At 56.8% G+C, this 20882-nt stretch carries 21 protein-coding genes; 11 read left to right on the top strand and 10 right to left on the bottom strand.

Going from position 1 to position 20882, the window contains the following annotated elements; genetic code table 11:
- The gene (locus GGE09_RS14845; protein ID WP_309746938.1) at nt 1-393 is read right to left on the bottom strand and encodes an META domain-containing protein; all 393 of its coding nucleotides are present in this window, start codon (nt 391-393) and stop codon (nt 1-3) included.
- A 60-nt stretch (nt 394-453) separates the two neighbouring features.
- Here GGE09_RS14845 and GGE09_RS14840 point away from each other — a divergent pair, with 60 nt between their 5' ends.
- The 3 genes from GGE09_RS14840 (at nt 454) to GGE09_RS14830 (ending at nt 4037) form a co-directional block, all read left to right on the top strand.
- Nucleotides 454-1806 (top strand): FAD-dependent oxidoreductase, encoded by a 1353-nt coding sequence (locus GGE09_RS14840; protein WP_309746937.1) that lies wholly within the window; start codon nt 454-456, stop codon nt 1804-1806.
- Between the two features lie 94 nt (nt 1807-1900).
- Entirely contained in the window at nt 1901-3499 is a 1599-nt protein-coding gene (locus tag GGE09_RS14835) for a caspase family protein (protein WP_309746936.1), read from the top strand.
- A gap of 10 nt (nt 3500-3509) precedes the next feature.
- Nucleotides 3510-4037, top strand: coding sequence for a hypothetical protein (locus tag GGE09_RS14830; RefSeq protein WP_309746935.1), 528 nt, complete (start codon nt 3510-3512; stop codon nt 4035-4037).
- 74 nt (nt 4038-4111) lie between these two features.
- On the opposite strand, the gene GGE09_RS14825 is transcribed toward GGE09_RS14830, so the two are convergent.
- The 5 genes from GGE09_RS14825 to GGE09_RS14805 all read right to left on the bottom strand — a co-directional run bounded on the left by GGE09_RS14825 (nt 4112) and on the right by GGE09_RS14805 (nt 9638).
- Complete coding sequence (locus tag GGE09_RS14825) at nt 4112-5770, bottom strand: acyl-CoA dehydrogenase family protein (RefSeq protein WP_309746934.1); 1659 nt, start codon at nt 5768-5770, stop codon at nt 4112-4114.
- Nucleotides 5771-5987: 217 nt separating this feature from the next.
- Nucleotides 5988-6923, bottom strand: coding sequence for a hypothetical protein (locus tag GGE09_RS14820; RefSeq protein WP_309746933.1), 936 nt, complete (start codon nt 6921-6923; stop codon nt 5988-5990).
- A gap of 1 nt (nt 6924) precedes the next feature.
- Entirely contained in the window at nt 6925-7575 is a 651-nt protein-coding gene (locus GGE09_RS14815; RefSeq protein WP_309746932.1) for a DUF1007 family protein, read from the bottom strand.
- A gap of 90 nt (nt 7576-7665) precedes the next feature.
- Complete coding sequence (locus GGE09_RS14810; protein WP_309746931.1) at nt 7666-7965, bottom strand: DUF1294 domain-containing protein; 300 nt, start codon at nt 7963-7965, stop codon at nt 7666-7668.
- Nucleotides 7966-8033: 68 nt separating this feature from the next.
- On the bottom strand, nt 8034-9638 hold the full coding sequence (locus GGE09_RS14805; RefSeq protein ID WP_309746930.1) for a phosphoenolpyruvate carboxykinase: 1605 nt from the start codon (nt 9636-9638) through the stop codon (nt 8034-8036).
- A 356-nt stretch (nt 9639-9994) separates the two neighbouring features.
- Between GGE09_RS14805 and GGE09_RS14800 the strand changes: the two genes are divergently transcribed.
- From GGE09_RS14800 to GGE09_RS14770, 7 genes are read left to right on the top strand one after another with little or no spacing between them, the layout of a single operon-like run.
- Nucleotides 9995-10699: a response regulator transcription factor gene (locus tag GGE09_RS14800; RefSeq protein WP_309746929.1), complete on the top strand. Its 705-nt coding sequence runs from the start codon at nt 9995-9997 to the stop codon at nt 10697-10699.
- A 59-nt stretch (nt 10700-10758) separates the two neighbouring features.
- Nucleotides 10759-12366 carry an ATP-binding protein gene (locus tag GGE09_RS14795; RefSeq protein WP_309746928.1) on the top strand — a complete coding sequence of 536 codons (1608 nt, stop codon included), beginning with the start codon at nt 10759-10761 and terminating at the stop codon, nt 12364-12366.
- A gap of 9 nt (nt 12367-12375) precedes the next feature.
- Entirely contained in the window at nt 12376-12813 is a 438-nt protein-coding gene (locus GGE09_RS14790; RefSeq protein WP_309746927.1) for an HPr kinase/phosphatase C-terminal domain-containing protein, read from the top strand.
- A gap of 34 nt (nt 12814-12847) precedes the next feature.
- Nucleotides 12848-13732, top strand: coding sequence for an RNase adapter RapZ (gene rapZ, locus GGE09_RS14785; protein WP_405048561.1), 885 nt, complete (start codon nt 12848-12850; stop codon nt 13730-13732).
- A gap of 24 nt (nt 13733-13756) precedes the next feature.
- Nucleotides 13757-14152, top strand: coding sequence for a PTS fructose transporter subunit IIA (locus GGE09_RS14780; protein ID WP_309746925.1), 396 nt, complete (start codon nt 13757-13759; stop codon nt 14150-14152).
- A gap of 16 nt (nt 14153-14168) precedes the next feature.
- Complete coding sequence (locus GGE09_RS14775) at nt 14169-14435, top strand: HPr family phosphocarrier protein (RefSeq protein ID WP_309746924.1); 267 nt, start codon at nt 14169-14171, stop codon at nt 14433-14435.
- The gene (locus GGE09_RS14770; RefSeq protein ID WP_309746923.1) at nt 14435-15298 is read left to right on the top strand and encodes a lysophospholipid acyltransferase family protein; all 864 of its coding nucleotides are present in this window, start codon (nt 14435-14437) and stop codon (nt 15296-15298) included. The genes GGE09_RS14775 and GGE09_RS14770 overlap by 1 nt, the downstream gene beginning before the upstream one ends.
- A gap of 36 nt (nt 15299-15334) precedes the next feature.
- Here the strand turns inward: GGE09_RS14770 and soxR are convergent, their stop codons facing one another.
- Nucleotides 15335-15799 (bottom strand): redox-sensitive transcriptional activator SoxR, encoded by a 465-nt coding sequence (gene soxR / locus GGE09_RS14765; RefSeq protein ID WP_309746922.1) that lies wholly within the window; start codon nt 15797-15799, stop codon nt 15335-15337.
- Between the two features lie 81 nt (nt 15800-15880).
- Here soxR and GGE09_RS14760 point away from each other — a divergent pair, with 81 nt between their 5' ends.
- Nucleotides 15881-16264, top strand: coding sequence for a VOC family protein (locus tag GGE09_RS14760; protein WP_309746921.1), 384 nt, complete (start codon nt 15881-15883; stop codon nt 16262-16264).
- Here GGE09_RS14760 and GGE09_RS14755 read toward each other — a convergent pair.
- The 3 genes from GGE09_RS14755 to cobN are packed head-to-tail and all read right to left on the bottom strand — an operon-like array spanning nt 16261 to nt 20862.
- Nucleotides 16261-16662 (bottom strand): GFA family protein, encoded by a 402-nt coding sequence (locus GGE09_RS14755; RefSeq protein WP_309746920.1) that lies wholly within the window; start codon nt 16660-16662, stop codon nt 16261-16263. The genes GGE09_RS14760 and GGE09_RS14755 overlap by 4 nt on opposite strands.
- Nucleotides 16663-16696: 34 nt before the next feature.
- Nucleotides 16697-17161, bottom strand: coding sequence for a GNAT family N-acetyltransferase (locus GGE09_RS14750; RefSeq protein ID WP_309746919.1), 465 nt, complete (start codon nt 17159-17161; stop codon nt 16697-16699).
- Nucleotides 17158-20862, bottom strand: a complete 3705-nt coding sequence (cobN, locus tag GGE09_RS14745) for a cobaltochelatase subunit CobN (protein WP_309746918.1) — start codon at nt 20860-20862, stop codon at nt 17158-17160. Before cobN ends, GGE09_RS14750 begins: the two co-directional genes overlap by 4 nt.
- Nucleotides 20863-20882: the final 20 nt, after the last annotated feature.

Here is a 20882-nt window from a genome sequence, read left to right as displayed (position 1 = left end):
CTATTTCAGGTGAAATTCCAACGCGCCACCGTCTTCATTGCTCAAAAGCAAAGTGTCGCCTTTGCGTTCAATCAGGGTCATGGAACTGAGGGCTTTGAAATAGTCGCCCTCCAGCTTTAGATCAGGGCAGGCCATGCGGGTGGCGCCGATCGTCTTGGCTTCAAACCACGGCAGTGGGGCGGTTTGGTCGGCAAAATAGCGGTTGCATGGACCCGCGCCTGCAATCTTACCCTTTTCGGGGAAATTCAACGTGATCGGGGCAGTGATTTCGCCCCCATTCATCTGGGTCAGCTGCCAGATTTCAGCATCTGTGGTCAGACCCGTAATGGTTTCGTCCTTATGACAAAATGACAGGGCAAAGGCGAGGATGAGGGACACAAACGTGATTTTCATAACCTCTATGGTGACAAATGCCGCGTGTCGTGGCAACCGTTGCAACATGGAGGCAGCAAAATGTCGCAAGCGCTAAAACGGATCTATCATGCAGACGGTTACGACACGGCGTTGCCTGTGGGAAGTTACTGGGAATCGGTGGTGCGCAACCCCGTGACGGACCCCGCATTGGACGGTGATCTGACCACGGATGTGGCGATTATCGGCGCGGGATTTACCGGATTATCCGCAGCACTGCATCTGGCACAGGACTTTGGATGCGCACCTATAGTGTTGGATGCAGCCCAAGTGGGGTGGGGGGCATCGGGGCGCAATGCAGGGTTTAACTGTGTGGGCGGTGGCAAAATTTCAGACGCCGCCTATACCGCCCGTTGGGGGGCTGCGGATTTGGGGCTGTATTACACAACCCAGCGCCGCGCGACCGAGGTTGTTGGCGAATTGTTAGATACCCACGCCATTGACGCCGATCGCCAGCCCGCTGGGGAATGGCTGATGGCGCACCGGCGCAAAGATTACGAAGGTTTCGCCGAGGATGCAGCCTATTTGCAGCGAATGACTGGCGTTCAAAGCGAAATCATCCCCCCCGAGGCTTTGCGCGAACGGGGCGTCAACGGCGCGGGCTTTCACGGCGGGATGTTGTCACAATCCGGTTTTTGCCTGAACCCGCGCCGCTATGTGTTTGGCTTGGCGGATGCGCTGCGCCGCGCGGGCGGACGCATTTTCGGGGACAGCGCAGTCACGAAGATCACCCGGCTTTCCGATGGTCGCTTTGCCCTGCAAACCGCCAAAGGCCGCGTGGTTGCGGATCGTCTGGTGCTGGCTGGTAACGGCTATAATTCGGAAAATCTGCCCCCGTGGATGCGGGGCCGCTATATGCCCGTGGTCAGCCATATTATGGTGACCGAACCTATGGGCGCAGATGTGCTGGGGGATCAGGACTGGCTGGTCAATCAAATGGCCTGTGACACCCGCAAAATGCTGCACTATTTTCGCCTGCTGCCGGATGGGCGGATGCTGTTTGGTATGCGCGGCGCGCCCAATCTGGCGCCAGATAACCGTGCCCGTATGCCCGCCGCAGTGCGGGCTGATTTCGACGAGATGTTCCCCGCATGGCAACACGTAAAAACCGCCTACCATTGGTCAGGGCTGATCTGCGTGTCGCGCAAACTGGTGCCCTATGTGGGTGCGATTGACGATTGGAAGGGGGCTTATACGGCGCTTGCCTATCACGGCAACGGCGTGTCCATGGCCAGTTATTGCGGCAGGCTTCTGGCGGGGATGGCCGCTGGTAAACCATACGACGAACCGCTGTCGAAGGGGATGCGCGCGCCCCTTGAACGATATCCGTTTTCCCGTTTCCGCCGATTGGGCCTGCCTGCTGCGTTCAAATGGTATGGCTTGCAGGATCGCTAAACGGCCCAACGGCAGCGTAAATGCATAAAAACTGTACAATTTTGCACTTTTGTGACTAGAATTTCTGATAGTCTATCCTTTTGTGGAAAATTTAGTGCTTAGACTTTGGACCCTTGTTCTGACGGCCTTGCTTGCGGCGACTCCAGTGGCTGCGAAACGGGTGGCTTTGGTGATCGGCAACAATGACTATGAAAACCTGACCCCGCTGACCGTAGCCGTCAGCGATGCTCAATCCCATTGCAGCCATCTGAAAAACATCCGCAAATTCGAACATGTGGATTGTCTGTACAATGCCACCAAACGGCAGATCGACGCGGGGATTATTACGTTTCTGCAAAATCTGGACCAAGGCGACACGGCCATGTTTGTTTACGCAGGTCACGGGGTGCAGTTGGACCCGAATGTGCCTGAAACCATGTTCCTGATCCCCACAGATTTGCAAAAAACCGGCATAGAGGCCGGAACCGAGGAATGGTCTTTGCGCCAGTTTGCCGTGCAATTCGACGAGGTTCGCGCCGCTGTGCGCAAACGGGGCGTGCGCCTGTCGGTGTTTGTACTTGATAACTGTCGGGACAACCCGCTTGCGGGCAGCAGTTCTCGTAGTTTGGCGATGATGTCGGGCTTGGGGCGCTTGCCCGCAGATCGGGGTGAGTTCATCTTTTTTTCGGCATCTGAAGGGGAAACCGCATTGGACCGGATCACCGATAAGGATAAAAATTCGCCCTTCACATCTGCTTTTCTTGAAGAATTTCTGCCAAATGTGCCGCTGGTCACGGTGGCAAATCGGGTGGAACAATCCGTTCTGCGTCTGACCCGAAACGCTGGCCTGCCCCCTCAACGCCCACGCTATGATGATAACGTCGAAGGCGAAGGTTGCCTTGAAGGGGTGGGGGCCTGCTCACCGGATCGCGATGATGCTGAAGTGAACCGGCAGGTGAATGCGGCGCTGGTGTCACAAGAGTATCAGGGCCTTGTGTCGCTGATCTCTAAAATCCCGAACCACCCCCGCCAGCCAGAGGTCATTGCGGCCATTGAGACCCACCATAAAATCGACTTGCAACATACGGAGTTGGATCTGGTGGCGCTGAAACGGATGTTTGCGACACTCGTACGCCACCCCCGCCGCGAAGAAGTCCGTGAATTGATCCGGCGGGCCATTCTTTTGGAAACCTGTGTGGATTTGCAACGATACGGCTGGACCTGCCCTGTTGCTGATGTGGCGGATGTGGTGCCAGAGACCGTCGCCAATGTGGATGAACCGATAGCTGAGCCCACAGCAACCGCGCCCCAGAAGACCCCGTTTGAAACCCTGTCCAGTGCGATTGATCTGGCCAGTCTCGAAGGGTTCAACCTGCCTTTAGCACGTTTGCAAGAGGCGCTTTTTGTGCTCGATTTTTATCAGGGGCGTGCGGATGGAAAAAACGGACCGCAAACCCGCGCGGGCATTGCGGATTGGCGCAGGTCGGTTGGGTCCAAGGCGGTTGACCGGGATTTGCTGGCGGTTGAACAACTGTTGCTGATCCAGCAAGCCGCTGAAAAATCACCCTCCAGCCGAGCGTTGCTTGGGTTGTTCAAAGCACAGGGGATAGGCTTTGATAAAAACCTTGCAGAAGGGCGTGCGTTGCTGAAGCAGGCGATCAATGATGGCTTCAAAGACGGGCAGGCATGGCTTGATAGTCTGAACAAACTATAGGGGGAAGACCATGAAAACGAATATATTTTCAACACTGGTTGTGCTTGCAATGGCTGGGATCGGCCCCCCCGTGCTGGCTTGCGATAATTTTGTCGGCGGTGTGTGCTTGGATGCTAAGAAAGCCCCGACACAGACTGTTAAACCCAAAAGGGTGATCCAGAAAAAAGCGGTGAAGCCCAAAGCTGTCAGCCCTGCGCCCGCTGCAAAATCTTCGGCCAGTCAATGTGTTAAACTCTCCGCCGGGACGCCCTACGGCTACGATGTGATTTCAGCGGTGACCCACAGCAATTTGACCGCCAGCAATGCCTGCCCGTCAGCCATCACAGTTTATCTGCGCTTGAACACCTGCGGCTCCTCAAAGGCTTATTTTGGCCGGATGGTCGGGAAATCAACCAGAACCTTCCAGCTTGGCGCTGGGAAATCCGTGGGGTTCAAAATTTCCCACTCCGAAGGCCTGCGCGGCGCGGCCAAACTGGCACGGGCCAGTGCGGTCTATACCACGCAAGCCAAGGGCGATTACCCCGATTTCGGCTGCTAGGATAAATCCCGCAGTCTAAAAGCAAACCGCGCCTTGGTTTCTTTTGAGCCTAAATACCTTTGCGCAGGGGGCGGTTAGTTCCGCCCCGTTTCCAGCAAACGCCGCGCAATGACGGTGGCCTGAATTTCAGCCGCACCTTCAAAGATGTTCAAAATCCGCGCATCACACAGCACGCGGCTGATCGGGTATTCCAGTGCAAAGCCGTTTCCGCCATGAATTTGCAACCCGTTATCCGCCGCCGCCCAAGCAACGCGGGCGCCCAGCAGTTTGGCCATGCCAGCCTCTAGGTCGCAGCGGCGGTCGTGGTCTTTTTCCCATGCGGAATGATAGGTCAACTGACGCGCGATCATGATTTCCACGGCCATCATGGCAATTTTGGAGCGGATGCGCGGGAAATCCAGCAGTTGCTTGCCGAATTGTTTGCGCTCTTGTGCGTATTGCAGGGCAATTTCCATCGCGTTCTGTGCCACACCGATGGCACGCGCGGCGGTCTGGATACGGGCGGATTCGAATGTCTGCATCAATTGCTTGAAACCTTGGCCTTCGACGCCGCCCAGCAGGTTTTCCCCTTTGACGTGGAAATTATCAAAGGCCAGTTCGTATTCCTTCATGCCGCGATAGCCCAGAACCTCGATCTCGCCGCCGGTCATGCCTTCGGTGGGGAAAGGGGCTTCATCCGTGCCGGGGGTCTTTTCCGCAAGGAACATGGACAGGCCGGAATAGTTGCTGGTGTCCGGATCGGTGCGTGCCAGCAGGGTCATCATATGGGTGCGGGCGGCATGGGTGATCCATGTTTTATTGCCCGTCACAGACCAGTCGTCGCCGTCTTTCACCGCGCGGGTACGCAAGGAACCCAGGTCGGAGCCGGTGTTGGGTTCAGTGAACACGGCCGTGGGCAGGGTTTCACCCGAGGCCAGTTGGGGCAGCCATTTTTGCTTTTGGTCTTCGGTGCCACCACAGATGATCAATTCCGCTGCAATTTCGGATCGCGTCCCCAGAGAGCCAACACCGATATAGCCGCGAGACAGTTCCTCGGACACCACAACCATCGAGGCTTTGGACAGGCCAAAGCCGCCGTACTCTTCGGGGATGGTCAGGCCGAACACGCCCATTTCGGCCAGTTCGTTGATGATGTCCATCGGGATCAATTCGTCACGCAGGTGCCAGCCGTGGGCGTGGGGCAGGACTTTGTCATCGGCGAAGCGGCGGAATTGATCGCGGATCATTTCCAGTTCTTCATCCAGACCTGTGGCCCCAACCGTGGCGGCCCCGTCCCGTTCCAGCATCAGGTCGACCAGTCGAGAGCGGGCAGCTTGGGAGTTGCCGTTCAGCGTCAGGTTCTGCACGGATTCTACGGCAAGGGCCATTTGGTCCTGTTGGGACAGGCCAAGATCTTGCAGGCGCACCACTTCGCCTTGGGACATGGGGATACCCCCCCAGATCTGCCAGAGATATTCGCCAAAGCCGATTTGCAGCAAAAGCTGTTCCAGCTCGGCAAATTTACCGTCATCATTCAGGCGAACCGCCCATTTATGCATCTGGCGCAGGGCCTCTAGGTAGGTTGCGAACCAGGCCAGCCCGTGGGTGGCAAACTGGTGTTCTTCCAGTGCCTTGCCATTCAGTCTGCCGTCTTGGGTGACTTTGTCAGCCAGCTTCACGCGGGCGCGTTCGACTACGTTTTCAACGGCGGGAATGGCGGCGGCGCAAGTGTTCAGAAGATTGGGCAGCAACATGTCAGAATCGTCCTGTTTTAAGGCTTTGAGCGTAGCCTTTCGAAGTAAGAGGGAAGGCGCAAGGGGTCAATGCTGCGGCGCAATAAAAATACTTGATTGCGGCAATTTGTGTAAGATTGTTGCGCAAGAATTAAGCGTCTAGTGAAAGAATAGGCAGTTTGGATTTGGATATTTTTAGAAAGAAGAAGGGCGGGCAGCCCGTGCTGAATTTGCAGCGTTAGGACAGGGCAGCGCGCAACAATTGGCTGGCGACGATCACAACGATGGACCCCGCGCACAGTTCCAGAACCGGTACGGCAAAGCGCAGCAGCGGGGCATCTGTTAGCCCACGTAGGGTGCTTTCGCGCAAGCCAACAGCAGCGAGTGCGACGACGATGGTGACGCTGGCAGTGCCGAGGGCCATTGCGAAAGTGCCTGCGATGCCTGCGGCCACAATTCCCATGCGCCAAGTCAGGATCAGCAAAAATATAGCGCCTGTGCAGGGACGCATGGCGATGGCGCCGACCAGTATCAGTAGGTCGCGGAGCGAGGATACGCGGGCGGCTTCGTCCACTGTGGGGCCGTGGCGGTGGCCGCAATCGGAACAGATATCCCCTGCGCCTTGGTGGTCATGAGTATGGGTGTGGGTATGGGTATGGGAGTGTTGGGGGGGTGAGGGCTGTTTTTGACGCCAGAGTTTGCGCGCGCCGCGCAGGATCAGCCATGCGCCCACCAGCAGGATTGCAGCGTAGCTTGCGGGGGCGAAGATGTCTTCGGCGGCCCCCACCAGTTGTTTGCTGCCCCAGCCCAGGGCAAGGATGCCTGCATAAACCAGAACCACTGCTGTCAGCCCTTGGGCGAGGCTTGAGATCAGGGCGATTCCCGCCAGTCGGACCATTGGAACCCGTGCGCCAAGGCCATAGCCGCCGATCAGCACTTTGCCGTGGCCGGGGCCGACGGCGTGAAAGAACCCATAGGCAAAGCAGACGGTCATCAACCCGAGAGTTGCGCCGGGGTTGCCTGCGCGCAGCGCACGAAGAGCACCGGCCATGGCGTTCTGGAAGTCTCTTTGAAGGGTGGCGGCCCAGTTTGCGATCTGGTCGAAGCCGCCGCCGATCCACAGGGCCAGCAATGCAAGGGCGAGGATTATGGCAAGGATCAGCAGGGCGCGCATATTAAGGTCCGCAGGTCAGGGTCACTGTGTCGGCGAACATGGCGCCGACTTGGGGGAAGTTGCCATCCTCATCGAACTGGGCTGAATCCGCGCCGTAAAGCAGGCTTTCCAGCTTGTCATAGGCTTTGGGCAAGTCGGCGGCGATTTGGGTGAGCGTGCAAGCGTCGCTGCCCATGACCTCGGCCCCGAGATCAAGGGTATAGGCGGTGTAAAAGGTGGGGTCGTAGGCTTTGGTCTGTATTTCATTCGCTGTCGGGTCTAGCGGGGTTAGGATCGGGCGGGTGTGCCATGTGAGCAGACGCCCGTCTTCAAGGCTGGCGCCTGCGTCAACCGGGCCGCCCAAAGTTACCGGGGTTCCGCTTTGCGACACATAAAGATCGCCCTCATAGCCCGCGACCCATTGGGTGTCGAAGCCTTTGAGTTTTTCCTGTTCTGCCACGGTGATAATGCCGTCGCCGTCTTGATCCAGCCCCATTTCTTCGAGCTGCAACAAAGAGTAGAATTCATCGTAAGACCAAGAGACTTTGATCGCGGCGAGGTTGCCTTGTGCGTCCATCATGAACGTGAGGCCCGCATCAATGTAGATGTGCGGGTGCGCGGCGGCGGGCAGGGGCGCAAGGGCAATCAGACAGGCGAGGGCAGCAGGTTTCATGGCTGGAAATCTAGGCGTAGTTGCTGTGGCAAACAAGCGTCGAGATTGCCGCGCTTGGGGCGATGTGCGGAACATCGCCAAGGACCGCTGTCAAGACAGTAGCAAAGCGCGGGTGGCAGGAATGCAGAGGCACAGGATGAGGAGGGCTTGCAGTATGCAGATGCCGTTCAAGAGGGTCGCAAAGGGTTGTTTGCGGGTTTTGTGCCGATAGCGATGCTGCGCCCATTTGGCCCCGATGGACCCGCCTAGAATAGCAAGGGCCAGCAGGGTGTTTTCGGGAATGCGCCAGGCGCCTGTTTCGGATTTGCGCTTGTCCAGTTTGAACAAGCCAGCCGTGATCAGGGTGAGGAGGACCAGATAGGCGCACAGGCCAAGGATGAATTCTAACATGGTGTCCTGAAACGAAAAATGGCCAGAGAGGATGCTCTGGCCATAATGATTGTGATTTGTGTGGGGGTTCAACCCGCTTTGACTTTTTCAGCCAGAACGTCATCGCTGACATAGGCTTCGTATTGGGCGAAATTGTCAGAGAACATTTCAACCAGTTTGGCCGCGTTACGGTCATAGCTGTCAGGGTCATCCCAGGTGCGGCGCGGGTCCAGCAGGACATCTGCCACACCGTCACAGGCAGTTGGGACGTCAAAGCCGAAGTTGCCGTCTTTGCGGAAGTCGCTTTTGTTCAGCGACCCGTCAAGAGCGGCTGTAAGCAAGGCGCGGGTGGCGTGGATCGGCATCCGTGATCCTGTGCCGTAAGCACCACCGGTCCAGCCTGTGTTAACCAGCCAGCATGTGGCACCTGACGCCGCGATACGATCCCGCAGCAACGCGCCGTAGGCTTCCGGGCGGCGTGGCATGAAGGGCGCACCAAAGCAGGTGGAAAACGTCGGCTGAGGCTCTGTTACGCCCCGTTCCGTGCCTGCAACCTTTGAAGTGAAGCCAGACAGGAAGTGGTACATGGCCTGGGCCGGTGTCAGGCGCGCGATCGGGGGCAGGACACCAAATGCATCACAGGTCAGCATGATGATATTGCGCGGCGTGCCGCCAAGACCCGTGTCCGAAGCGTTGGAGATATAGTGCAACGGATAAGCGCAACGCATGTTGGCGGTCAGGCTGTCGTCGTCAAAATCCAGTTCCTTGGTGAAAGGATCATAGACCATGTTTTCGATCACAGTGCCGAATTTCTGCGTGGTGGCATAGATTTCGGGCTCTGCTTCTTCGGACAGGTTAATGGTTTTCGCGTAACAACCGCCTTCAAAGTTGAAGGTGCCGTTGTCGGACCAGCCATGTTCGTCATCCCCGATCAGGATGCGGTTCGGATCGGCGGAAAGCGTTGTTTTGCCAGTGCCGGACAGACCGAAGAAGACCGCCACATCGTCGGTGTCGTCTTTGGCGTGGTTGGCAGAGCAGTGCATCGGCATAACGCCTTGGTCTGGCAGCAGATAATTCAACAGCGAGAAAACCGACTTCTTGTTTTCGCCGGCATATTCCGTGCCGCCGATCAGGATCAGTTTCTTTTCGATGGAAATGGCAATGACCGTATCTGTGCGGCAGCCGTGTTTTGCCGGATCTGCCTTAAAGGTCGGGCAGTTGATCACGGTGTATTCTGGAATGTAGCTGTCCAGCTCTGCGGGTTCGGGGCGGCGCAGCATGGTGCGAATGAACAGCGAGTGCCAGGCCAGTTCGGTCACCAGACGCACATTGACGCGGTAATCCGGGTCGGCGCCGCCAAACAAATCCTGAACGTAGTATTCCTTGCCACCCATATGGGCTAGCATATCGGCGTGCAATTGGGCAAAGGCATCTTGTGCCATGGGCGGGTTGTTTTCCCACCAGATCGTGTCTTTGACCGATGGCTCGTCGACGACGAATTTATCTTGCGGGGACCGTCCTGTGTATTTGCCGGTGGAGACAAGGATCGTACCGCCTTGGCCCAATTCACCTTCGCCGTTTTTGATTGCAGCTTCGATCAGGGCCGATTCGCGCAGATTATAATGTGCAGTTGCAACGCCAGTGATACCGGTTTGGTCCAGCGTTTGGGTCGGATTTACGCGACCTGCTTCCATATTATTGCTCCTCAAAGTGGCGCGCGCGCTGTGCGGCCGACACTTGAAATAAACGTTTCTGGTCGTTGGGGACCCGTGGTTTTGTGCTGTTCCAGCAACGCGGGTTTTATAGCACCATCGGCTTTGAATGGAAGACTAGGGATAGGCGCAATATGGCACAGTTAGCGTTAACACGGTGAAAAATATTCAGAAACTTCGCGGCTAGGGCGCGTCGAGAGTGTGACGCAAAGAACAAAATTGGGAAAAATTGTGGCGAAAAATAGACCGCTTTGGCCAGAAAACGTTTGCGTCGTTAACGGGGCACAACATAAATGAGTGTAATAATAAAAATAATACAGGCAAGTTTCGAGGGCAAAATGGCACGAATTGCGTTGGTCGATGACGACCGGAATATCTTAACTTCTGTGTCGATGACACTAGAAGCAGAAGGATATGACGTTTCTACATATAATGACGGACTGGCAGCGCTGAACGCGTTTACAGAAGAGCTGCCGGATATGGCAGTGCTGGACATAAAAATGCCCAGAATGGACGGTATGGATCTGTTAAGCCGCTTGCGGCAAAGAACGGATATGCCAGTGATTTTCTTAACGTCCAAAGACGATGAGATCGACGAAGTACTGGGCTTGCGGATGGGGGCGGACGATTATGTACGCAAACCTTTCTCGCAACGTCTGCTGGTAGAACGGATTCGCGCGATTCTGCGGCGTCAGGAAGCAAAGCTTTCGGATGCTGGAAAACCGGATGATACGCCGAACGAGAATCTGATCGAACGGGGCGAACTGACAATGGACCCGCTGCGCCATGCTGTGACATGGAAAGGCAAATCCGTCAGTCTGACCGTGACCGAGTTCTTGTTGCTGCAAGCCTTGGCCACCCGTCCGGGTTTTGTCAAAAGCCGGGACCAGTTGATGGATGTAGCTTATGACGATCAAGTTTATGTGGATGACCGCACAATCGATAGCCATATCAAACGCTTGCGCAAAAAAATGCGCACAGTGGACAATGAATTCTCGGCCATCGAAACACTATACGGTATTGGGTACCGTTACACCGAGTAATGGCATTGCTGGCAGATGAACATATAACGGAAAAACCGCGCGGGGGCCGGGGAATTTCGTTGGGACGCATTGCACAAGCTATCGGATTGCGGGGCGGGCCGGGTTTCTTCCGGTCTTTCGGGTTGGAACAAATGACCCGTATCCGCACGTCAGCTTTGGCACGGCGGATTATCACTTTTAACCTGATTGCCTTGTGCATTCTGCTGGTTGGTATGTTGTACCTGAACCAATTCAAAGGCGGCGCGGTTGTCGAAAAACAAACCAGCATGCTGATCGAATCGGATCTGTATTCCAGCGTGATCGAAGCGCGGTTGCTGGATGAACGCACCCCAAACAGTGCGTTGATCAGCGGTTTGCCTGTGTCCGAAGGCCTGATCGCGCGGGTTTATCTGGCCGATAACGCTTTGGCTGCGCAGCTGGAAGGCAATCCCAGCCAGTTCGAAAAAGGCAGCGGTGTTCTGGCCTGGCTAGGGCGGATCATGGATGTTCTGCCGGGGCTGCGTAATATCGGCGGTGGCGACACCCGCATGTCTGAACAGTATTTCGCAGATCAACTGTCAAAAGCCGCGCTGACCGGCCAAGAGCTGATTCGACGGGCTGCAACACAGGATCGTGAAACGGTCTTGGGTGTTGGGCGTCCGATTCTGGTAGATGGTGTTGTGATGGGGGCCATGGTCCTGACCTCGCAGCCCGGTTATCTGGATGGATTGATCCACGCCGAACAGCAAGCGGTTTTGCGGCTGTTTTTGTTGGCTGTTGTCTGTTCTGTGGTTTTGTCCGTGGCTTTGGCCAATACAATTGCGAACCCGATCCACGATCTGGCCCGCGCTGCCGAAGCGGGTACAACCCGCGAAGGGCGGCAGGGGGATGCAACACGGGTGCGGATTCCCGATCTGTCAGGGCGTCCTGATGAAATCGGCCGTCTAAGCCGCGCTATGCGGGACATGACATCTGCGCTTTATGACCGGATCGACACCAATGAAGAATTCGCCGCCGATGTAGCCCATGAGATCAAGAATCCTCTGGCTTCATTACGGTCTGCGGTGGAAACCCTGCGCATCGCCCCCGAGGGCGAGGGCCGCAATCGTTTGCTTGACGTGATTGAACATGACGTGCGCCGTCTGGATCGGCTGGTCAGCGATATTTCCAACGCTTCCCGTCTAGATGCTGAACTGGTCAAAGAGGAAGAAGAACCTTTCGACCTGACCTTGATGCTGAACCGGATTACCGAATTCCACAGCCATGAAGCAATGGATAAAGGGGTTGAACTGATCTGGGACGAGCCGATCAAACCGATTGTGTTTGATGGGATGGAAGCCCGCCTTGCGCAGGTGTTTGTGAACCTGATCTCTAACGCTGTGTCATTTTGTGGCGAAGGCGATGCTGTTCGGGTTTGGGCCCGCGAAAAAGACAACCGCGTGTTGGTGGTTGTTGAAGACACCGGCCCGGGCATCCCTGATGAAGCGCTGACCAAAGTGTTCACGCGGTTCTATTCAGAGCGTCCTGAAAGCGACTACGGCAACAACTCTGGTCTGGGTCTGTCGATTTCCAAACAGATCGTCGAAGCCCACAAAGGGGTGATCTGGGCTGAAAACATCCACGCACAAGACGCCGAAGAAGGCGATGCGCCTTTGGGTGCCCGTTTCGTGGTTGGTCTGCCCGTCTGATCGGCGGATATGACAGCCGACATCAATCAAAGCCCCGTCCACGGCACCGCAGTTGCGGTCGGTGGGCGGGGTTTTTTGTTTTTGGGCCCATCAGGAGCGGGGAAATCAGGGCTGGCGCTGCAAATGATTGCACTCGGCGCCAAGCTGGTTGCGGATGATCAGGTCTGTCTGACCCGCCGCGACGCCGCCATTTTGCTGACCTCTCCCCCTGCTTTATCCGGCTTGGTTGAAGCGCGCAGCGTTGGTCTGTTGACGGTTCCAACCCTGCCACAGGCCGAATTGCAATGTGTGGTTGATCTGGCCACCGATCCTGAAACGCGAATGCCACACCCACAACACGTTCACGTGCAGGGGTGCAGAATTGACTTGATTAACGGGCGGAATGTCCCAAATTTGGCGTTCGTGCTGATGATCCTTGGACAAAATGCACAGCCGTCCCCGGGTTAGGACAGCCGAACTCACCGCGCACCGGATCGCTATGATTGAGAAACCGATCAAAGATATGAACACAACGGTTGTTCTGGTCACCGGCCCGTCAGGGGCAGGGCGGACAACTGCGATCAATGCGTTTGAAGATCTGGGTTATGAAACCATCCACAATATTCCGCTGGCGCTGCTGCACAGTTTGATCTCGGGGCCTTCTGTGGGGCGGCCGATGGCGCTGGGCATTGATGTGCGCACACGGGATTTTTCGGTCAGTGGTGTGTTTGAAATTCAAGAGGCCTTTGCGCAAAGCGATCAATACGAGCCGTCTTTGCTGTTTTTGGATTGCCAGACCGATACATTGCTGCGCCGCTATTCCGAAACCCGTCGCCGTCACCCGATGGCGCTGGCCGAAACGCCCCTGCGCGGGATCGAGTTGGAGGCAGAACTGTTATCCCCCCTGCGGGATCGCGCGGATATCCTGATTGATACCACCACATTGACACCCCATGATCTGAAGGCAGATATCGGTGGGCTGTTCGGGTCGCAGGGGTCTACCGGACTGTCGGTTTCGGTCCAGTCTTTTTCCTACAAACGTGGTGTACCCCGTGGGATTGATATGGTGATGGACTGTCGTTTTCTGCACAATCCTTATTGGGATGCGAATTTGCGCATGAAAACCGGACAAGACGCAGACGTGCTCGCCTATATTTCACAAGATCCGCGCTATGCCGAGTTTTTTACACGGCTGAAAGATTTAACCGCTTTGCTGTTGCCTGCCTATCGTGATGAAGGCAAAGCGCATTTCAGCATTGGTTTGGGATGTACCGGAGGGCAGCACAGGTCTGTTGCCGTTGCGGAAGAATTGGCCAACGCCCTTGCGGCGGATGGCTGGCAGGTGTCTAAGCGGCACCGAGAAATGGAACGACGTGGGGACGTCTGAGAGCTTTTGAAGGAGTGATCCGGGTTGATCGGGATCGTAATAGTCGCACATGGTGGGTTGGCCAAAGAATATCTGGCCGCGGCAGAACATGTGCTGGGTAAACTGGACAATATCGAAGCCATTCCCACAGCCGCAGAGGTTGATCGGGACGCCAAACAAAACGAGATTTGTGTGGCGGCGGACCGGGTGGACGAAGGCGACGGGGTTGTTGTTGTGGTGGATATGTTCGGGTCATCACCGAGCAATCTGGCGATGAAGGCTTGTTCCGGTTCGGGACGGCGGATCATGTATGGCGCAAATCTACCTATGCTGGTAAAACTGGCTAAATCCCGCAGCCTGCCGCTGGACGTAGCCGTCGAATTGGCTATTACAGCTGGTAAAAAATATATCAATGCCAGCAACGGGTTACAGATTCCTTGACTGAAAAGGTGCGTCAGTGCGGTTTGACTTAGACATTATTAACGAAAAGGGCCTGCATGCACGCGCGTCGGCCAAGTTCGTAGAGACCGTGGAGTCTTTTGATGCCGAGGCTTTGGTTTCCAAAGACGGCATGGAAGTGGGCGGCGACAGCATTATGGGGCTGATGATGCTGGCGGCTTCCAAAGGCTGCCAAATTGGTGTAGAGACCAGCGGAAACCAATCACAAGAGCTGGCAGAGGCGCTTACCACACTGGTGGGTGACTTTTTCGGTGAAGGGAAGTGATGACAGAACAGCAAAGTGTGATTCTGCAGGCCACAGGCGGAACCGAACCGTATAAAGCCTCTGAACTGACTTATGCTGGATCGTTTGACTCGGCGATAAAGCGGGGTCTGATCCGGATTATTGAAAACCTGACAGGCCGGTTGAAACTGTTGTGGCTGGTGCGCCAGTGGGAGCGGGATGAAAATCGCGATCCTGATTTCTGGAAATCCGTTTTGGATCGTCTGGATATCAAACTGACCACGCCGCAAGACCAGTTGGATGCGATCCCGAAAGAGGGGCCTTTGGTGGTGGTGTCGAACCATCCCCACGGGCTGGTGGATGGGATTGTAATGGCGCATCTGCTAAGCCATGCGCGGGATGATTACAAAATCCTCGCCCGTGCGTTTCTGCGTCATGTGCCGCGCATCGACAAATACCTTTTGCCCGTGGCTTTTCCTCATGAACCCGATGCCATCCAGACCAACATTCGGATGCGCAAAGAGGCGATTTCCCACCTGAAGGAAGGCGGTTGTATTGCGCTGTTTCCGGCAGGCACGGTTGCGACCAGTGACACATGGTTCGGCCCTGTGGTCGATCCCGAATGGATGCCCTTTACCGCCAAAATGATCCGTCAGTCGGGGGCGCAGGTGTTGCCGGTGTTTTTCCCGGGTTCCAACAGTCGGGCCTATCAGATTGCCAATAAACTGTCAGTCACGCTGCGCCAGTCCCTGTTGCTGCATGAAATCAAACACGCAATGCACAAAGATCAGGGCGTTGTGGTCGGGGAGCTGATTTCCCCCGAGGTGTTGAAGTCCTTTGAAAAGGACGGGCCAGGATTAATGAAATTCCTTAAGCAGAAATCCTATGACCTCAAGCCCGCCTAAGGGATTTGAGTATTTAGTGAACATTGAAACGGGGCGTCAGACGTCGCCTGAGCGGTCCCCCATCAGGTAGCGGGGGCCGGTGCCGCGTTTTGCGGCCTTGTCTGCGGGATTGTACAGGGCGCAGGATTTAAGCGAGAGACAGCCGCATCCGATGCAACTGTCCAGTTTGTCGCGCATATTTTGTAGGGTTTCGATTTTTGCATCCAGCACTGTGCCAAAGTGGTTTGCGATCTTGCTCCAATCCCGTTTGGTCGGTGTGCGCCGTTCTGGCAGGCGGGCGAGTTCGGTTTTTATCTGTTCAATGGTGAAGCCGAATTGCTGGGCGATCAGAATAAACGAAACACGGCGGATGTCAGCACGCAAAAAGCGGCGTTGACCGCCTGCATTGCGTTCCGGGTGCAGCAGGTTTTGGGTTTCATAGTAGCGCAGGGCTGACACGGCGACGCCTGTTCGTTCGGATAACATCCCGATAGATATGGTTTTTTCGACTCTTTGGATCATTGCAAAATAGTCCTTGACCTAAAGTTAGGTTCAGCTTGTAGCCTGATCTTAACAGGAATGTTTATCAAAGAGGAGACTGTTATGAGTGAAGTGATTTTGGAGCATGCAAATGTGTCTGTCAGCGATCCGGTGCGTACCGCCAAGATGATGCAAGACGTTTTTGGCTGGGGCATTCGGTGGGAAGGGCCGTCAATTGACGGGGGGCGGACCATTCACGTGGGCGGGCGTGACAGCTATATTGCGGTCTATCACCAAGCTGTATCCAAAGTGTCAAAAGAGGACAGTTACAGCACCATTGGCGGGTTAAATCACTTGGCTGTGGTGGTGGATGATCTAGATGCGATTGAGGCAAAAGTGTTGGCCGCTGGCTATAATCCCGGCGCGCATTACGACTATGAGCCAGGGCGGCGGTTCTATTTTCACGACCACGACGGCATTGAATATGAAGTGGTGAGTTACGCCTAAGGGGCTGATCCGGCGTGTTTGGGCAGGTCATCGTCCAAATGCAGCCATGTCAGACGGCTGTTGTAATGAACGTGGAAGGCAGGAGTGAAATCCTGCGGGTGCGTGAGCGTTGCTGCATAGAGGTGGATTTCACCTGCGTAGTGATCCGCCTGAAACGCCATCGGGGTGCAGCAGGTATCACAAAAGTGGCGCGTCACCCCTTTGGAGGAGTTGAATTGTTTCGGGCTTTGGCCGGTCCATTCAAAGCCATTTAGGGGTGTGCCCAAAAAGCTGACAACGGGTGCGGCGCAGTTGCGGCGGCAATCGGCGCAATGGCAATGGCAGGCCCAGGTTTGCGGGCCAGTAAAGGCGAAAGTGACGCGGCCGCAAAAGCAGTGACCCGTGGTGGCTTGGGGCATGGCGGACCTTATGTATCTGGCTCTGGAGAGGGGGTCAGAGCGGTTTTTCCATGGTGATAGAGGTGGGGCGCGAAAAGCCTGCGTGGGTGTTTTCCACCGTTTTGACAAATCCGAAACGGGCAAAAGTGGCGTGATTTTCCGTCAGTTCAATTCTGGTTTCCAGACGCAGGCAGGGCAGAGCCTGTTCCTGCGCGATCTGTTCTGCCTTTGCAATCAGCCTGCGGGCATGGCCCTGTCCCGTGTGATCGGGGTGGGTGGCGAGTTTGCCGAGGTAGAGGTGATCCGACTGAAAGGTCAGGAACAGGCAGGCGATGGGCGTATGGGCCTGTTCAATGGCCAACAAACTGTGGTGTGTCGCGTGGGTTTCAATCTGTTGTGTGGTCAGGCGGTGCAGGGAGGACGGCGGATTAATTCGGGGCTCCATATAGGCGAAAGCCTTGTGCAGTAGGGTCAGAACCGCCTGCCAGTCATAAGGCGATGTGGCGGTGATGACGTTCAACGCAGTTCCTCTAATCGCGCTTTGGCGGAGTTGGATTTCGGGGTCCAAAGGCCGCGATCTATCGCCTCAAGCAGGCGGTCTGCGATTTCGCGCAGGGCGGGCGCGTTGTGGTCATTGATGAAATCGCGGGTGTCGTCGTCTTCGATAAAGGCGGCATGGACGAGATCGAAGTGGTGGGATTTTACAGCGCCTGTGGTGGCGGAAAAGGCGAACATGTAATCCACCGTGGCGGCGATTTCGAATGCGCCTTTGTAGCCGTGGCGTTTGACGCCGTCGATCCATTTGGGGTTCACCACGCGCGAGCGCACCACGCGGGAGATTTCTTCGTCCAGTGTGCGTATAACGGGCCGTTCGGGGCGCGAGTGGTCGTTGTGATAAATTGGTCGGTCCACACCCTGAAGGGTGGAAATGGCCGCCGCTGCTCCGCCCTCAAACTGGTAGTAGTCGTCGGAATCCAGCAGGTCGTGTTCGCGGTTGTCCTGATTTTGCACGATGGCTTCGGTTTGGGACAGGCGGGTTTTCAGGGCCTCTTTTGCCTGTGTGCCGTCAGTTTTAGCACCGTAAGCATAGCCGCCCCATTCAAGGTAAGCCTCGCCCAGATCGGCTTTGTTGGCCCAGAGGCGTTCGTCGATCATGGCTTGCAGGCCCGCCCCGTAAGCACCGGGTTTTGATCCAAAAACGCGAAAGGCGGCTTCCTCGGTGCCTTCGGATTTCAGGCGGGCGGCTGCGGGGTTTTGATCGGCGGGTTCGTCCAAAGCCATGACCGCGCGGGCGGCGGAATCCACCAGTGCCATTTGTTGCGGGAAAGCATCGCGGAAAAAGCCCGACACGCGCAGGGTGACATCGACGCGGGGGCGGCCCAGAACCGTCAGGGGCATGATTTCAAAGCCTGTGACACGGCGGTTGGCGGAATCCCATTGGGGTTTGACGCCCATCAGCGCCAGCGTTTGCGCGATGTCATCGCCCCCTGTGCGCATGTTGGCCGTGCCCCAAGCGGTGATCAGCAGGGTGCGCGGCCAGTCGCCGTGATCCTGAAGGTGGCGTTCAATCAACAGGTTAGCGGATTTCCAGCCCAGTTTCCAGGCGGTGGGTGTGGGAACAGCGCGGCTATCTACCGAGTAGAAGTTGCGCCCTGTGGGCAGCACATCCATGCGGCCCCGCGTTGGTGCGCCCGAGGGTGCGGGGGGGACGAATTGGCCAGATAGGGCGGTGAGCAGGCCGTGTGTTTCGGCGGGGCCGCAGGCGCGAACCGTGGGGCGGATGTGGGTTTTGATATGGTCTAGGACGATGCGCGTGGTGGGCAGATCAGTGCTGGTGGAACCGTCGATCAGCGCCGCGGCGAGCAATTCAACCCGTTCAACAGTGTCGCCTGTTGTGCGCCAAAGGCTGCCATCAAGATCCGCGAGGATTTCGGGCCGTGGCCCAGTCCAAGGGTCGGACATGGCGCAATCCAGCGGGTCGAAATTTAAGCCCAGATCATTGGCAATGGCCCGTTGCAAGGACGCATTGCCGCCTTTGGCATCGCCTCTTGGCACGCGCACAAGGGCGGCGATCAGGTCTGTTTCCAGCCGGTCAGTCGGGGATTGGCCAAAGATATGCAGCCCGTCACGGATTTGCGCCTCTTTCAATTCGCACAGGTATTCGTCCAGTTTGGCGAGGTCTGATTCCTCATCCTCGGAAGTCATGCCTGCGTCAGTGTCTATGCCTGTGGCGGATGTCAGGGCGAGGATTTCTTTGCGCAAAAGGGTCAGGCGGCGGGGATCGACGCCGGCCGCTTCGTAATATTCATCGACCAAGGCTTCGAGATCGCGCAGCGGGCCGTAAGTTTCGGCGCGGGTCAGGGGTGGTGTCAGGTGGTCGATGATCACCGCTTGTGCGCGTCGTTTGGCCTGAGTGCCTTCGCCAGGGTCGTTGACGATAAAGGGGTAGATGTGGGGCATGGGGCCCAGCACGGCCTCGGGCAGGCAGGTTTCGGACAGGGCCAGCGCCTTGCCGGGCAGCCATTCCAGATTGCCGTGTTTGCCCATGTGGACGATGGCATCGGCGCGGAATTGGTTGCGCAGATAAAAGTAAAAGGCGAGGTAATTGTGCGGCGGCACCAGATCGGGCGAGTGATAGGTTTCGGTCGGGTCGATGTTATAGCCGCGTGCGGGTTGGACGCCGACAACTGCGTTGCCGAAGTGGAATATGGACAGGGCGAAGTGGCCGCAATCCAGTTCTCCGGCAGTGTAAAACGGGTCGGCTTCGGGTTTGCCCCAGCGGTCTTCGATCTTGGCACGTACGTCATAAGGCAGTTGGCCATAGGCGATTTGGTAGTCGGCCATAGACATTTCCACGCCGCCTTTGCGGTCAGCGCGGTCTGTCAGCCAGTTGGTGGGGCCTGCCATGATTTGCGCCATAAGTGCGTCTGAATCTGCGGGGATGTTGCGGATGCTGTAGCCTGCGGCGTCCAGTGATTTCAGGGCCTCTACCGTGGCGGCGGGGGTGTCCAGCCCAACGCCATTTGCCAGCCGTCCGTCTTTGTTGGGGTAATTGGCCAGCACCAGCGCGGCGCGGCGGGTTTTGGTCGGTGTGTGGCGCAATGTGGCCCAGTTTTTGGCCAGTTGCGCGACGAAATCAATCCGGTCGCCAACCGCGCGGTAGGTGGCAATGGGGCATTCGGTGGCATCGTCGAAATAAGCCTCGCCCTTGAAGGAAACCGCGCGCGAGAGGATACGGCCGTCTACCTCGGGCAGGGCCACGTTCATGGCGATGTCACGAGCGGCAAGCCCGTGCAAGCCCGAGGCCCAGCTTTCCTCGGATGCGCCGGACAGGACCACTTGGAAGATCGGGGCGGCGTTGGCAAAAGGGGCGGCCAGTGGGTTCGTGGTGGGCGCGTCATCCGCGTGCGGAGAGCCGACCGCAAAACTGGTGCAGTTCAGAATGACACTGGGAGGCGCGGCAGTGAACAGAGATTCAAGGGTGGCCGTAGAAATCGGATCTTTTAGCGAGGCCACAAAGACCGGCATCGGGTTCAACCCTGCGCGCAACAGGGATTTGGTCAGGCGGTTGATCGGGTGCAGCCCCGCACCTTGCACCAAAGCGCGGTAAAACACCAAGGGCACAACCGGGGCGTCTGGCGTCCAACTTTCGCGCAGGGTGTTCAGGTCCGCCAGTCCTGCGCCCGGCCAGTATAGACCCGCCCTCAGCAGGGGGGTGGCGGGGTTTGGTTTTTCCGTACTGTCCACCATCGCTTTGGCATAGGTCAGGAAATTCGCGTTATTTTCGGGGCCGCCTTCAACCATATAGGCCCAAAGGTTTTCCCAATCCGCGCGGGGTATTGTGGACAGGCGCCACAGGTCTTCGTCGGGTTTGTCGTCCCCTGGAAGGGCGGCGAAGGGGATGCCTGCCTGACCCAGATGAATGGCGTATTGTTCCAGCCCGTATTTCCAATAGCCCGTCCCGCCCAAACACCGTGCAATGACCAGTTTGGATTTGGTGGCGCAGGCTTCGATATGCAAATCCACCGACATCGGGTGTTGCAGGTGGGTCAGGTTCGCAAGGCGCAGGCTGGGGGGATCAGCCAGTTCCGAACGCGCCTCGGACAGGCCCGCAAGTTCGGTATCGGCGGCAGAGATGAACACCACATCGGCAGGAGATTGGCCGAGGTCTACGGGTTCATTGTCGTCGATTGTGCCGGGCTGGGCGTTCAAAAGGTGCATAGGGCGTGCTTTGCTTGGGG

The sequence above is a fragment of the Roseobacter sp. N2S genome (assembly GCF_031454055.1).
GTDB lineage: Bacteria > Pseudomonadota > Alphaproteobacteria > Rhodobacterales > Rhodobacteraceae > Amylibacter.
Note: the sequence above shows the minus strand (reverse complement) of the source record. Positions and strands in the feature narration are given on the sequence as shown.

Coding starts and splice junctions, on each gene's coding strand:
- GGE09_RS14805 (WP_309746930.1), bottom strand. CDS start 9,638: ATGGAAGCAGGTCGCGTAAATCCGACCCAAACGCTGGACCAAACCGGT.
- GGE09_RS14840 (WP_309746937.1), top strand. CDS start 454: ATGTCGCAAGCGCTAAAACGGATCTATCATGCAGACGGTTACGACACG.
- GGE09_RS14755 (WP_309746920.1), bottom strand. CDS start 16,662: ATGCCCCAAGCCACCACGGGTCACTGCTTTTGCGGCCGCGTCACTTTC.
- GGE09_RS14820 (WP_309746933.1), bottom strand. CDS start 6,923: ATGCGCGCCCTGCTGATCCTTGCCATAATCCTCGCCCTTGCATTGCTG.
- GGE09_RS14810 (WP_309746931.1), bottom strand. CDS start 7,965: ATGTTAGAATTCATCCTTGGCCTGTGCGCCTATCTGGTCCTCCTCACC.
- GGE09_RS14825 (WP_309746934.1), bottom strand. CDS start 5,770: ATGTTGCTGCCCAATCTTCTGAACACTTGCGCCGCCGCCATTCCCGCC.
- GGE09_RS14800 (WP_309746929.1), top strand. CDS start 9,995: ATGGCACGAATTGCGTTGGTCGATGACGACCGGAATATCTTAACTTCT.
- GGE09_RS14760 (WP_309746921.1), top strand. CDS start 15,881: ATGAGTGAAGTGATTTTGGAGCATGCAAATGTGTCTGTCAGCGATCCG.
- soxR (WP_309746922.1), bottom strand. CDS start 15,799: ATGATCCAAAGAGTCGAAAAAACCATATCTATCGGGATGTTATCCGAA.
- cobN (WP_309746918.1), bottom strand. CDS start 20,862: ATGCACCTTTTGAACGCCCAGCCCGGCACAATCGACGACAATGAACCC.
- GGE09_RS14845 (WP_309746938.1), bottom strand. CDS start 393: ATGAAAATCACGTTTGTGTCCCTCATCCTCGCCTTTGCCCTGTCATTT.
- GGE09_RS14815 (WP_309746932.1), bottom strand. CDS start 7,575: ATGAAACCTGCTGCCCTCGCCTGTCTGATTGCCCTTGCGCCCCTGCCC.
- GGE09_RS14790 (WP_309746927.1), top strand. CDS start 12,376: ATGACAGCCGACATCAATCAAAGCCCCGTCCACGGCACCGCAGTTGCG.
- GGE09_RS14770 (WP_309746923.1), top strand. CDS start 14,435: ATGACAGAACAGCAAAGTGTGATTCTGCAGGCCACAGGCGGAACCGAA.
- GGE09_RS14830 (WP_309746935.1), top strand. CDS start 3,510: ATGAAAACGAATATATTTTCAACACTGGTTGTGCTTGCAATGGCTGGG.